This is a genomic window from Nostoc sp. MG11, assembly GCF_014904695.1.
Classification (GTDB): domain Bacteria; phylum Cyanobacteriota; class Cyanobacteriia; order Cyanobacteriales; family Nostocaceae; genus Komarekiella.
This window is the reverse complement of record NZ_JACXXN010000051.1, coordinates 18,080-30,700: the sequence shown is the minus strand read 5'-3', so window position 1 is coordinate 30,700 and position 12,621 is coordinate 18,080. Positions and strand designations below refer to the sequence as shown.

Annotated in this window: 12 protein-coding genes and 1 pseudogene; 6 read left to right on the top strand and 7 right to left on the bottom strand. The window is 41.5% G+C overall.

Translation table 11 applies throughout. The annotated features are described in order from the left end of the window. Positions 1-113, bottom strand: a pseudogene (locus HCR01_RS32095) (IS6 family transposase); the annotation flags it as partial. Between the two features lie 33 nt (positions 114-146). Beyond that, positions 147-698 carry a hypothetical protein gene (locus HCR01_RS32090; protein ID WP_193200037.1) on the bottom strand — a complete coding sequence of 184 codons (552 nt, stop codon included), beginning with the start codon at positions 696-698 and terminating at the stop codon, positions 147-149. Positions 699-1,194: 496 nt separating this feature from the next. Between HCR01_RS32090 and HCR01_RS32085 the strand changes: the two genes are divergently transcribed. After that, positions 1,195-2,163 carry an arsenic resistance protein gene (locus HCR01_RS32085; protein WP_193200036.1) on the top strand — a complete coding sequence of 323 codons (969 nt, stop codon included), beginning with the start codon at positions 1,195-1,197 and terminating at the stop codon, positions 2,161-2,163. 226 nt (positions 2,164-2,389) lie between these two features. Here the strand turns inward: HCR01_RS32085 and HCR01_RS32080 are convergent, their stop codons facing one another. After that, positions 2,390-3,304 carry a cation diffusion facilitator family transporter gene (locus HCR01_RS32080; RefSeq protein ID WP_193200035.1) on the bottom strand — a complete coding sequence of 305 codons (915 nt, stop codon included), beginning with the start codon at positions 3,302-3,304 and terminating at the stop codon, positions 2,390-2,392. 9 nt (positions 3,305-3,313) lie between these two features. Continuing rightward, positions 3,314-3,643 carry a DUF190 domain-containing protein gene (locus tag HCR01_RS32075; RefSeq protein WP_193200034.1) on the bottom strand — a complete coding sequence of 110 codons (330 nt, stop codon included), beginning with the start codon at positions 3,641-3,643 and terminating at the stop codon, positions 3,314-3,316. 468 nt (positions 3,644-4,111) lie between these two features. Here HCR01_RS32075 and HCR01_RS32070 point away from each other — a divergent pair, with 468 nt between their 5' ends. Continuing rightward, positions 4,112-4,915, top strand: coding sequence for a sulfite exporter TauE/SafE family protein (locus tag HCR01_RS32070; protein ID WP_193200033.1), 804 nt, complete (start codon positions 4,112-4,114; stop codon positions 4,913-4,915). Positions 4,916-5,023: 108 nt separating this feature from the next. On the opposite strand, the gene HCR01_RS32065 is transcribed toward HCR01_RS32070, so the two are convergent. Further along, positions 5,024-5,554, bottom strand: a complete 531-nt coding sequence (locus HCR01_RS32065; protein WP_193200032.1) for a hypothetical protein — start codon at positions 5,552-5,554, stop codon at positions 5,024-5,026. A gap of 186 nt (positions 5,555-5,740) precedes the next feature. Next, positions 5,741-8,860: an efflux RND transporter permease subunit gene (locus tag HCR01_RS32060; RefSeq protein ID WP_193200031.1), complete on the bottom strand. Its 3,120-nt coding sequence runs from the start codon at positions 8,858-8,860 to the stop codon at positions 5,741-5,743. Between the two features lie 626 nt (positions 8,861-9,486). On the opposite strand from HCR01_RS32060, the gene HCR01_RS32055 reads away from it, so the two are divergent. Genes HCR01_RS32055 through HCR01_RS32040 form a run of 4 tightly spaced genes read left to right on the top strand, consistent with a single transcriptional unit; the run spans position 9,487 to position 11,828 of the window. Then, complete coding sequence (locus HCR01_RS32055; protein ID WP_193200030.1) at positions 9,487-9,633, top strand: hypothetical protein; 147 nt, start codon at positions 9,487-9,489, stop codon at positions 9,631-9,633. Next, positions 9,626-10,303, top strand: a complete 678-nt coding sequence (locus HCR01_RS32050) for a hypothetical protein (RefSeq protein ID WP_193200029.1) — start codon at positions 9,626-9,628, stop codon at positions 10,301-10,303. The genes HCR01_RS32055 and HCR01_RS32050 overlap by 8 nt, the downstream gene beginning before the upstream one ends. A gap of 37 nt (positions 10,304-10,340) precedes the next feature. Next, on the top strand, positions 10,341-10,964 hold the full coding sequence (locus HCR01_RS32045) for an FMN-dependent NADH-azoreductase (RefSeq protein WP_193200028.1): 624 nt from the start codon (positions 10,341-10,343) through the stop codon (positions 10,962-10,964). A 3-nt stretch (positions 10,965-10,967) separates the two neighbouring features. After that, positions 10,968-11,828: an RNA polymerase sigma-70 factor gene (locus HCR01_RS32040; protein ID WP_193200027.1), complete on the top strand. Its 861-nt coding sequence runs from the start codon at positions 10,968-10,970 to the stop codon at positions 11,826-11,828. Between the two features lie 71 nt (positions 11,829-11,899). On the opposite strand, the gene HCR01_RS32035 is transcribed toward HCR01_RS32040, so the two are convergent. Continuing rightward, on the bottom strand, positions 11,900-12,586 hold the full coding sequence (locus tag HCR01_RS32035; protein WP_193200026.1) for a tetratricopeptide repeat protein: 687 nt from the start codon (positions 12,584-12,586) through the stop codon (positions 11,900-11,902). Between the last annotated feature and the right edge of the window lie 35 nt (positions 12,587-12,621).

Below are 12,621 nucleotides of genomic sequence, written 5' to 3'. Positions count from 1 at the left end.
ATCATCTCTTCTAAATCGCGATAACTCAACGGATACCGAAGATACCATCTGACGCACAGGAGGATGATTTCTGGTTGATAATGTCGCCATTTAAACGTTTGCTTAGGGTTCATCTCTGTAGCATTTAAATCTTTAAAGAGAATATACTACCTGCTTAACACCTGTTTTTGCAACACAACCAGCAGCAGCTTACCAAAGACACATAATATAATAAATGACAATAATGAAAGTATATCTGCAAATACATTAGCAACTGCATTAATACTTTCAGTTTTGTATTTTTGTGATAATGCAATAGCCTGATCTTTGACCTTCTGTTCTACAATATTTGAAGAAAGTTCTGGAGCTTTTCCCAGGAGTACTTCAAATTGAATTTTTCGCTCAAATTTTTTCAATTCGGTTAAGGCTTTTTCTTCTTGAGAAGAATTTAAGAAAATTTTTGATGTTTCTTGGCTCCAGTATTTATAAATCAAAGGTTGGATTACAAATGTTTTAAACAGATTATTCACTAATAATGGAACAATAAATAGAATTAACAAATAACGGAGAGAACTAATTGTTCTCTGACGAGAAGCGCGAAACTCTTCAACAACCTTATGCTCTGCATTTGGCTCTAGTACTTGTTTTAGCTTTCCCACAGTTTGTAGTATCGACCGAGGAACAAAGCTAAGTTTTTGAGATTTTGGATTAGGTTTCATTCTCATTTGTTCGATAAAGTCAGGCTATTAGCATTACCGTTGTAGCTGAACTAAAAAGCCTGAGAATAGTGTGGAGAAAAGCCAAGGTATAAGCTCCTAAAAGTTACTATATATAATCAGGATGAAATTAGGATGAAATAAATCATAGAATACTAAATATTCAATAATAAAAAATCAAACTTTTGTTCATACAGTAACTATTTATAGCGTTTCCCGGTCTAATGAAGTACACTTAATTAAATAAACCTGTGCATCTTATGAAGGTAAAAATAAAAGCATATTCCCTCGATTTCCGTCAAAAAATACTTGATACATATATAGCAATTCCCAGTTGAGTGAGGTACAGGATCAATGTTTTTAAACGCAGAGGGACGTAGAGGAAAGCGCAGAAGCAATATGACAATCTCCATCTTCCTCACAAATGCCTAACTCATCTTTTATTTCCCGACAACTCTACTTATTGTTCTCTTCAAAGACTTAATGGAGACATCCCAAGATGAGTTTGACTGAAAAACTTCAATCTGTATTTGTTATCATTGCCATCTTAATTGGGCTGATACTGGGACAAATCAAATGGGTTGAGGAAAATGCTGTATCTTTGATTGTTCCATCCTTGATAGTCATGCTCTATGGGGTGTTTCTAAATATTCCACTTAATCGTTTAGGTCAGGCATTTCAAAACTACAAGATGACCGGACTTATTTTGGGAATTAACTTTATTTGGACACCTGTTTTTGTTTGGGGATTGGGAGCTATTTTCCTACGGGACTCTCCCGATCTTTGGGTTGGGCTAATTATGCTGATGGTCACACCTTGTACTGACTGGTATCTCATTTTTACAGGGATTGCCAAAGGAAATATTGCTTTAGCTACAGCCTTCCTTCCTTGGAATATGATCTTGCAAGTGGTTCTCCTACCCGTCTATCTGTTAGTTTTTGTTGGAAAATTGGTGCAGATTGATACAGCGATTTTTCTCGAAAGCATTGCACTGGTTTTAGTTGTTCCTATGCTTTTAGCGTTTATCGCTAAGTGGTTAATACCAAAGGTAAACGGGTTTTGGCGTGAAATTCCACTGAAAATAGCAGCAGGGCAAACGCTATTTCTGTGTTTGGCAATTACAGCGGTATTTGCCTCGCAGGGGCAAACCCTAATTCAGCGTCCAGATGTACTGCTAAAAATGTTACCGCCTATTCTTATTTTCTATGTAATTACCTTTTTGCTGACTCAAGTAATCTCACGATTCGGCAACTTTAGTTACGAGGATTTTGCTTGTTTCAGTTGTACAACACTTGCACGCAATTCACCCCTTGCATTAGCGATCGCTACATCTGTTTTTCCTGATCGTCCTTTGATTACCCTTGTTTTGGCTATTGAACCACTTATCGAACTACCTGTCATGGTGCTAGTCTCCCAGTTGTTGCTCTTTCTGCGTCGTAAAGGGCGGTATTCTCAGATGGAGAAATAGCTAAATTGGCGTTACAATTGCATATTCAGCTTGACGTTTAAAGCGAATAGCTTAACATTATAAAGAGTCGTAGCATTATGAACACAGGTTTTTCCCTGGAAGACCCATCAAATGTGGGAATAATACTTGGTAGTTCTGATGCGAATGGGCGAGCTCTATTGAGAAAGACGAATTACTACTAGATGTAGCTAAGTGTATAGCTGTTACTAAATACCTAACAATTGACTTAAACTAGGTTATCAGGAGCGAAAGGACATTGGTAACTCGGATCGCCTGTCTCCACCTGAATAGTTGGGTGTTCAATGCTGAAATTGTCGTGAAGCTCACGGACTACCCGTGCTAAAAAAGTATCACCGGGATAACCTGCTGGAATGACAAGGTGAGCAGTGAGTGCTGTTTCTGTGGTACTCATTGCCCAAATATGCAAGTCATGAACTTGAGCCACGCCAGGAAGTTCGGTTAGATAAGTACGGACAGCTAAAGGTTCTATTCCTGCTGGTACAGCATCTGTAATTAAATTCAAGGATTCCTGCAAAAGTTCCCAAGTGCCAGCTACAATCACCACAGTAACAATCAAACTCACGGCCGGATCAAACCACAGCCAACCTGTAGCAATAATTGCAATACCAGCTAGTACAACCCCTACAGATACCGCAGCATCTGCAACTAGATGTAAGAATGCGCCTCTGATGTTCAAGTCACTTTTACGCCCCGACAAGAACATCAAGGCACTTACTGTGTTAATGACAATTCCTATAGCTGCTACTGTAATTACTATTCCTCCTGCTACCGGAGCAGGTTCACGAAACCGTTGAATTGCTTCCCAGCCAATACCGCCAGAAACAACTAGGAGAAAGGCGGCGTTTAAAAGCGCAGCCAAAATTGAAGAACGACGCAGCCCGTAAGTGCGACGTGATGTCGGGCGACGACGGACGAGGATGCTTGCGCCCCAAGCAAGTAGTAAACCCAGAACATCACTCAAATTGTGACCCGCATCGGCAATCAAGGCAAGGGAGTTAGCAACAATGCCATAGGTTGCTTCGATAATGACAAAACCAGTGTTGAGAGCGACACTGATGAGAAAGGCACGGTTGTAATTACTGCCACCGTGGTCGTGTCCATGACTATGATTATGAGACATGACTGTTTTTCACACTCCGGTGGAGAGAACTTCTATGGTTTGACAAGTAACAAACTTGTCTTTAAGCATATGTTTGACCAAGGAAAAAAATTCGGTTATTGCAGTTTCACTATCAATAACCGTAACGAGAAGCGGTAGTGCAGATGAATCAGTAGACGGGTCTAGCTGATTTAGAGTACGAAAAACGCCATGTTTGCCATATCCAGAAATTGCCCGCACTACCGTTACCCCTGTTAATCCTTGTCTGCGAGCCATTCCGAGCAGAACTTGATGAAGGGGTTGATGTTCCCAACAATCAAACTCGCTAACATAAATTGTTAATTGTTTCCATGTTGTCATATAGCGTTTCCTATGCTGGTGAGGTATATTTATAACTTTATATATAAGCCATTTCAACTTTGAGGATGTACCTTATCTGATCGAGAACCGCTATAATTATTTAAATGAATAATTCACTCTCTACCAAAATTTAGCCGTTCAAAGAGAGTAATTTAAAAACGAATTTATTCAACTCAAATATCCACGCTAACTAAAAATTCATAGTTGTAATTAAATGACTTAACAGTCCTAATGGCGTATGGTGGGGAATTTAGACCCACTACCAAAGCGTTTCACCTTCTTTGTGGGAAACTTAAACCCAAGCAATGAAACCGATAAATGATAACTGTTAAGCTACCGTAGTTAGGGTGATGCTAGGGAAGCTGACATCTTGTGCTATTGCTACTAGCGAGACTTTTTATGCTAATTTACTTTTATTACTAACTCCAGTAGCTTGACCGACAAACTATAGTTTTAAAGAGTAATGTGTTGATAACTACCCAATTGCTTATCCTGATTACAGTTTTTTTGATAGCAAGCGTCATCAGCGTTATCACGGGTAGCACTTCATTAATTACTGTACCTGTAATGCTTCAGTTTGGGATTGAACCGCGCACCGCCCTGGCTACTAATATGCTGGCATTAACTTTGATGAGTGTTGGTGGTACATTACCTTTTATTGGGAAAGGAGTAATTGACCGCCGTCGCTTACCACTATTGATAGTTCTAACCCTGGTTGCATCAATTGTCGGAGCATTACTTGTTTTGGTTGTGCCGTCAAGGTCAATGCCACTTATTATCTCTGTCTCGATGATTGTAGTTACGATGCTATCAATTGCGAACAGGAAAGCCGGAGTAGTCCCAGCAGAGGCAATACCTTCACGGATAGCAGAAATTGTAGGCTATGTAGTCACCTTCATTCTTGGTATTTACGGTGGCTTTTTCAGTGGCGGTTATGTGACTTTACTCACAGCAGCCTACGTGATGTTATTTCGCATGACATTTGTTCAAGCAATAGCTACGACTAAGCTTATTAATATATTTTCCTCGTTGGTTGCCACTTTCATATTCATGATACAAGGCATTATTGATTACAAGTTGGGTATGATTCTTGGTCTTACAATGTTTGTAGGTGGAATCATTGGCGGACGTATCACCCTCAGCTTGAGTACTATCTGGCTACAACGTATTTATCTTACAGTTGTGAGTATTCTTACAATTGTAACACTACGTAAATCTCTACAGCCTAATCAGTCAACTAGTACTATTAGTGAATTAACACTTTTAGTCTAAAGGGACTTGGCATAAGGTGACAACTTCTCTAGCTTTAGCCCTAGTTGTGTTGGTGAACAATAGCTATCTTTATATCGCTATTATTGACTAATTATTTATTTGCTCGGATTATCGTTTAAAGGCAAAGCGACCATTAAATTTTTCACCTTTTACATCCGTTTGAATAACAACTTTATATTCTCCTGTTGCAGTTGCAGGCAGTTTTGCTGTATATTGCTTTTCCTCGGTATTATAAGGAACTTGTAAGGTTTTGTTACTGCCATCTGGTAGCTGAACTTGAGCCGTGAGCTTGGCATCAGTAATTGCTTGATCCTGCTCGCCGTGTACGCTTATATCTAAATGAGTAGAATCTTGTTCTATATCTGGTTTGAACTCTAAATGATATTTGCCCGACTCTATAACTTGACCCTTATGCTCTCCACTATTGGAGTGACCATCTTTTCCATCATGAGCATGACCGTCGTTTTCATTATGCGCTTCCCCAGTTTTAGCAACGGGTTCAGTTTTGGCAGTTGTTTCTGTAGTTGCACTCTTGGTAGCACTTTCCGAGTTAGCAGCTTGATTCCCACTACTACAAGCACCCAAAAAAATTAATCCTATACTGCTAACAATTACTAAACTGGTCTTCAGAAATTTCATGAATTCAAACTCCTTGATGTTTTGTGAATTAAAAACTAATACAGAACGTTGTAAGTAAACCACCCATTTCAAATCAATACTTCGGCAAGCTCAATAACCATGAAACCCTTGGGGTATAGGAATTCCTAATTCCTAATTCCGTTAGCGTAGTGAAGCGTAGCTCATTTGAAATTCCGCCTTGCGGTACTAGGCTCTGGCTTCTAGTGCAATTTCTGGCTGAATAATTGGTTCAGCCTTTCTCGGCACCAAAAATCTCCTAAACTGCACATAGGAAGCTGGAAGTACTAACAGGGTTAAAGCAGTAGAGGTAAACAATCCACCTAATACTACAACGGCTAATGGCTGAAGAATTTCCTTGCCTGCACCACTACCAATTACCAGTGGTACCATACCCAATGCTGAAGCCAATGCTGTCATCAAAATAGCAACTAAACGTTCCATCGAACCTTCCATCAAAACCTGCGGTAAAGGTTGTCCTTCTGCTAATCTGGCATTGTAGTTCTCAACCAACAAAAGTCCGTTACGTGCTGCTACACCAAATAGAGTAATAAATCCTACCATTGAAGCTACGGAAATGATGCCACTTGTCAAGGCTATGGAAATTACACCACCAATTAATGCCAAAGGCAAATTAATTAAAATCATGATGGTTGCAGGAATTGATTTAACAGCAAAGTAAAGGATGAGTGCGATCGCCACAAATGCTAATCCCCCAGCCGAAAGTAAAGTTTTCGTCGCTCCCTCTTGCGCTTCAAATTGACCACCGTATTCAATAAAATATCCAGAGGGTAATTGCACCTGTTGCTTAACTCTCTCTCGAATATCCTTAATTACAGAACCTAAATCTCGTCCAGCCACGTTGCTGGATACGACAATATAGCGGGAGACGTTTTCGCGGTTGATGGTGTTGGGGCCTGTAGCATAGTTGATTTTTGCGACTTGGGCTAAGGGAATTTTTTGTCCGTTGGGTGTATCAACTAGCAAATTACCGATAATTTCAATATTGTTACGGTATTTTTCTTGCAACCAAACCACCATATCAAAGGTTTGTTGTTGCTCCAATACTTGGGAAACGACTCGCCCATTCAGTGCAGTTTCTACTACCTCTGACAATTCGCCAATAGTTAAACCATAGCGGGCTGCTGCGTTGCGGTCGAATTGAATTTGTACCTGTTTAATCGGTACTTGCGGTTCTAGTTGCAAATCTACTAGACCCGAAACTTCGCCCATAGCTGATTGTACTTGTTGACCAAGGGTGCGGAGTTGTTCCAAATCGGGGCCAAAAATTTTCACAGCGATCGCACTCCGTACACCTGAGAGTACCTCATCCATCCGGTGCGAAATGAACCCGCCGATATTGGGAACGACTCCGGGAATTTTATCAAATTCTTTACGAATCGTTTCAATTGTTTCTTCTCGATCTTTTGCCCCCTCCTCGCTGAGTTGGACATCTATTTCCGCCCCATTTACACCAGCTACCTCAGTATCCCCCACAGCCCGTCCAGAGCGTAATTGAGCCTTTTCAACCCCAGGATTGTTTTTCAGGGCTTCTTCGATCACTATCCCTACTTGATTAGTCGCATCCAGAGACTGACCAGGCATTAAAACTGCGGCGATTACCAAGGAGCGGTCTTGGAATTCTGGTAAAAAAACTTGCCCTAAACCTAGCATAATTACCAATGAAGCCACAAAGCCAGCGATCGCCATTCCTAAAATAATTTTGGGGCGGCGCATAGAAAATTTCAAAGCTGGACGGTAAAGTTTATGGGTTTGTTTTTCTAACCAAGTTTCTGTACTGGGTAATCTTGTATTTGTTAACAACAGGGCGCACATTGCTGGGGTTAATGTCAGCGCGACTAAGGTGGAAGCAGCAATTGACAGCAGATAGGCTAAACCCATTGGTGCAAAAATTCGACCTTCCACACCAGAGAGGGCGAAAATCGGTGCAAAGACAACTGCAATAATAATTGTGGCGAAGAGGACGCTAACCCGCACCTCAACTGAACCATTAAAGACTACTTGCAATGGTGGAATGGGATTACCTGCTAATTGGTTTTCCCGCAAGCGGCGGTAGACGTTTTCCATATCTACAATGGCATCATCGACCACTGAACCAATAGCCACCACCAGTCCGCCCAAAGTCATGGTGTTAATGCCTTGTCCTGTCCAGTTCAGAATCATCATTCCTAATAATAAGGACACGGGTAAGGCGCTCAAACTAATGATTACCGTGCGCCAATTCATCAAAAACAGAATCAGGATGATAGAAACGATGATAGTGCCATCACGCAAAGCTTCTTCGACGTTTTTAATCGAGGCTTCGATAAAATCTTCCTGACGGAAAGTAGTTGTAATTTTGACATCTTTAGGCAGACCGGCTTGAATTTCCTCAATTGCTGTCTCAACTGCCTTGGTTACTTTTGGCGTATCTGCTGTTGGCTGTTTGTTGACTGTCAAAATTACCGCTTTTTTACCCGCAAAACTGCCATCACCGCGTTTGAGTGCTGCACCGATTTGTACATCCGCCACTTGTTCTAACAGTACTGGCGTGCCATTTTTGGCTTTAATTACTGATTTTTTCAACTGCTCAATAGATTCAATCCGCCCTACCCCTCGCACCAATGTCTCTTGGTCAGGAGTAATTAAAAATCCCCCTGATGCATTAGCGTTGGCTGCTTGTGCTGCTTTGGTGACATCATCAAGGGAAACATTAAACGCCTTCAGCTTATCGGGGTTAACCAACACTTGATACTGACGCTCATCCCCACCAAATATGACGATATTACTTACACCAGGGACAGCCAGCAGGCGGTTCTTCACTTGCCAGTTGACAATCCGCCATACCTCCATTATTGGAGTGGTTTCGGAGGTAAAGGCGTATTTGACAGTCCATCCTAAAGGTGAACTGACGGGAAGAACCTCTGGATCTTCTACACCTTGCGGTAGTTGACTGCGTGCTTGTTGCAACCTTTCTGTCACCAATTGACGAGCGCGATAAATTTCTGTGTCCAAGCTAAAAGTAGCTCTCACAGCCGAAAGACCTACAGCCGAGGAAGAACGCAATGCTGCCAGTCCTGGAGTACCGTTGATGGCACTTTCTACTGGTCGGGTGACTAGGGATTCAACTTCTTCTGCTGCAAGTCCTGGTGCTTCGGTCATAATTTCGACCTGGGGTGGAGCAAAGTTGGGAAATACATCCAGTGGCATTTGCGTAAGGATAAGAAAGCCCCAAACAGATATGAGGATGGAAGCAATAACTATTAGCCAGCGTTGAGCGATCGACCATTTAACAATATAATCAAGCATTTTTAAACGTTTTAAAGGATGTCTGCTTGCTGTGCAGCTAAGTAAGTTTAAAAATCAAGTACTTTACCTACTCTCCCAAATGAAGATGAAATTGAGATGAAATTTTTAGCTTAAACTTCAAGTTGCCTCACGTCTGTCCCTTCGGGAAGCGTGGGATGAATTTTTGAGCATTGTTACAAACCATCAACAGCAGGATGGCAAACGTCAGCTTTGATGATTTTACCTGATTCCAATTGTTACCGTAATAGTTGAAATAAAGTAGTTTATCGTAAAATCAAGGGTTTAATACCCCTATATCTCCCCGTGTTTTACCCACTTCGATTGCGCTTACCATACTTTGCCTTAGATATGATCCGCAAATGTTATCGCCTAGTAACTTCTTTCAAAACTTCCTGTCTTGACATCTTCACCGGGGTAAAGCAACAGTGATTATCTAGCAATCAAACAAACTTAACTGTTGAACAAAATTGAACCAATTTTAGGGGTTTAAGTTCCCTGCCTCTACAGGCAGAACGTTTTGATGCCTAACTAAAATCCCCGTTACAAAATGTAATTGCAAATTGGTTTAAAGAGGTTAATCGTATTAATCAGCAGCTGATGATGACCCAACAAAACTAAGGATCTCTATGGACGCAAAGGTTGGGATAAAAGTTGGGGAATTTGATAGAGGTGGAAAAACTCGGAGTATCGGCTTGTCACAAACCAAGTGCCTCTCTCGTCTTAATTATGTAAGCCAATCTATAACTTTAACTGTGGGCGATCACCATGACTGAACTACTCGCAATACTTGATCGTTTTCACACTGCGCTAATCCAAACTGCCCCTAAAATTGCCAGCTGCCTACAGACTGGATTAACCCGTGCTGAAATTGAGGCACAAATCGCTTCACTCTCATGGGAGTTTCCCCAGGATTTCGACCTGTATCAATGGCATAATGGGCTATCTGGCAAGCCAGGAAAGTTAAATTTGGCACAGAAATTACTCAGGCTCAAAGGAAAATGGCATGGGGAGTTATCCGGTCGAGAGAATGAAATGCATCTAAAACTGGAAAATCGCCTTATTGTTGCCAAATTCTTGCCATTAGATTACGCCTTAGCAGGACATCGCCATCTAAAACTTGGCAGATGCTTAATCGATTTACTGCCTTTTTCTATTTTGACTAATGGCAAGGATACGATCTACTGCATGATGCGCTTAGACCCAGAGAAACCTCTCATCTATTGTGCCAACGGGACAAAACTGCCGCCGATGGGAGTGACTGAATCATTTTTATCAACACAGCCTCAATTTAGCCGATTGAGTGATTTAATCACATTTCTGATCGCAGTTTGTCAACAAGGGATTCAATCGATAGCAGCGAGTCAAGAGAGTTTAATAGATGCGATCGATTGTGAACTTAATCCGACACAGCTTGAACAACTTTACCAACAATATAAGCGCTAAATCGTTGAACCGATCAGAAGTTTATGAGACAACACTTATGAAGCTACTTGAAGTTCAATCCAGTGTACGGTTAGAACAATCAGTTTCTCGCACACTCAGTCACGAATTTATTCAAACATGGCAGAACTTCCATGCTGATGGACGCTATAAACAGCGAGATGTCGGGATGAATCCCCCTGCTCATCCTACAGAACTGTGGACAACTGCAAATTATATTTCTCCAGACAGCCGAACACCAGATATGGAAACGGTACTTGCTGACTCCGAGCAACTGATTGAGGAGTTGCTGTGGGCAGATAGCTTATTACTCGGTGTGCCTATGTATAACTTTAGTGTTCCATCAACCTTTAAAGTGTATGTGGATAATATCGTTCGAGTTAATCGCACCTTTACGTTTGATCCAACCAGTTTTACCTTTGAAGGACTTGCGATCAACAAAAAGGCATTAGTGATTACTCCGAGTGCCGGAAATTTTACGCCCAATACACCAATGGAAAGTATGAATTTTTGTGAAACCTATTTGCGATCGATTTTGGGCTTTATTGGCATTGAAGACATCACAATTATTGCTGTCCCAAATCAGTTTATGCCTGATGAAATTCGGCAACAGAGTATTGAACAGGCACGAGTAAAGCTGATGACGATAGCGGCAACTTGGTAACTTATGAACCGATTAGACCTGTTCAATCAGTATCGATCCCTGCTGTTTGCGATCGCCTATCGAATGCTCGCAAGCGTGACGGAGGCAGAAGATATCGTGCAGGAAGCCTGGATTCGCTGGCAAAGTACTGAAAGTGTAGTGCAGTCTCCCAAAGCGTTTCTATCTAGTACGGTGACTCGTTTGTGTATCGACCATCTTCGATCTGTCCGTATGAAGCGAGAACAATACATAGGAACATGGTTGCCAGAGCCACTGATAACAGAATCAACGGATGTCAAAGACTGTGCTGAATTAGCAGAATCCCTTTCATTCGCATTTCTCATGCTGCTGGAATGCTTATCCCCAGAAGAAAGAGCGGTTTTTCTATTACGCGAAGTTTTTGATTATGACTACGAGGCGATCGCTAAGACTGTAGGCAAAAGTATCCCAAATTGCCGCCAGATTGTTTGTCGCGCCCGTCAGCATCTTGTGCTACGCAGACCGACGATCGCCCTAAATTGCCATGATAAAGACATCTTGGTTGAGCAATTTCTCGACTATTGGAATCACGGCGACGTACAGGGACTCATTGCACTCATGGCAGAAGATGTAACATTCTGGTCAGATGGAGGAGGTAAAGTTGTAGCAGCACAGAAACCATTGTATGGGTGTATAAAAGTAGCTCGTTTTTTAGTGGCGATTCGACGTAGCCGATTAACACCTACACTAGTTTCACAGGTTGTAGCAGTCAATGGTCAGCCTGGAGTTATCAATACTGTGGATAAAAAGCCCCATAGTAATTTTAGTTTTGAGTTTGCAGGTGATAAAATTCGAGCAATTTTTGCAGTGGTTAATCTAGAGAAGCTAGGAGCAGTGAAATCATAAAAATAAAAGGGTGGCTTTTGTTTTTTTATTTATGAACCTGATTCACAAGGAAACCGGGTTTCTTAACGCTTCTATTTACGCTGAACTTGCTGAATCAAGACTTGTGTTTGCTGATACCTCTGGCTATCTCCTTGCTGCTGAAATAGACTTGCAGCTTGCTCTAAATCATTAATGGCATTTTTGCGATCGCCTAAAGCATATTCAGCAAGTCCTCGGTTGCCGTAAGCATCAGCTAAATTGGGGTTGATTTGTAGGGCTTGGTTAAAGTCAGCGATCGCCAGCTTGTGATTTCCCTGTCTATAATTCAAAAAGCCTCTATTGTAGTAAGCATCTACAGACTTCGGATCAATTTTTATTACCTGGTTAAAGTCAGTAATGGCCGCTTCAATGCTTCCTAGTTCCGCATGAGCAGTCCCTCGACTGTTGTAAGCATCTGTATGGTTGGGATTTAATCGCAGTGCTTGATCGAAGTCGCTAACGGCTGCTTTAAAGTCTTTTAATTGAGACTTTGCTAAACCTCTCAGGCAAAAACCTTCGTAGTATCGGGGATTTAACTGTACTACCCGACTAAAATCTTCTATTGCGCCGTTGAAGTTGCCTTGTTCAAGCTTTTGCACTCCCTGGTTATGGTATTCCTGAAAATTCATCTGTTGGATGCGCGTTGGTGCTTTCTGTGCAGCATAAACAGCAACAGGTATTCCACTCAGTACGCTACTCGTTATTCCCAGAATGGCAACAGAAGAGTGAATATAGTTCATAGCTTAACTTTCTCCTTAATATATTTATCAAGACA

Excerpts from the sequence above, each read along its gene's own strand:
- HCR01_RS32040 (WP_193200027.1), top strand. The coding sequence starts at position 10,968 with ATGAACCGATTAGACCTGTTCAATCAGTATCGATCCCTGCTGTTTGCG.
- HCR01_RS32060 (WP_193200031.1), bottom strand. The coding sequence starts at position 8,860 with ATGCTTGATTATATTGTTAAATGGTCGATCGCTCAACGCTGGCTAATA.
- HCR01_RS32045 (WP_193200028.1), top strand. The coding sequence starts at position 10,341 with ATGAAGCTACTTGAAGTTCAATCCAGTGTACGGTTAGAACAATCAGTT.
- HCR01_RS32075 (WP_193200034.1), bottom strand. The coding sequence starts at position 3,643 with ATGACAACATGGAAACAATTAACAATTTATGTTAGCGAGTTTGATTGT.
- HCR01_RS32090 (WP_193200037.1), bottom strand. The coding sequence starts at position 698 with ATGAAACCTAATCCAAAATCTCAAAAACTTAGCTTTGTTCCTCGGTCG.
- HCR01_RS32065 (WP_193200032.1), bottom strand. The coding sequence starts at position 5,554 with ATGAAATTTCTGAAGACCAGTTTAGTAATTGTTAGCAGTATAGGATTA.
- HCR01_RS32080 (WP_193200035.1), bottom strand. The coding sequence starts at position 3,304 with ATGTCTCATAATCATAGTCATGGACACGACCACGGTGGCAGTAATTAC.
- HCR01_RS32055 (WP_193200030.1), top strand. The coding sequence starts at position 9,487 with ATGGACGCAAAGGTTGGGATAAAAGTTGGGGAATTTGATAGAGGTGGA.
- HCR01_RS32050 (WP_193200029.1), top strand. The coding sequence starts at position 9,626 with ATGACTGAACTACTCGCAATACTTGATCGTTTTCACACTGCGCTAATC.
- HCR01_RS32035 (WP_193200026.1), bottom strand. The coding sequence starts at position 12,586 with ATGAACTATATTCACTCTTCTGTTGCCATTCTGGGAATAACGAGTAGC.
- HCR01_RS32085 (WP_193200036.1), top strand. The coding sequence starts at position 1,195 with ATGAGTTTGACTGAAAAACTTCAATCTGTATTTGTTATCATTGCCATC.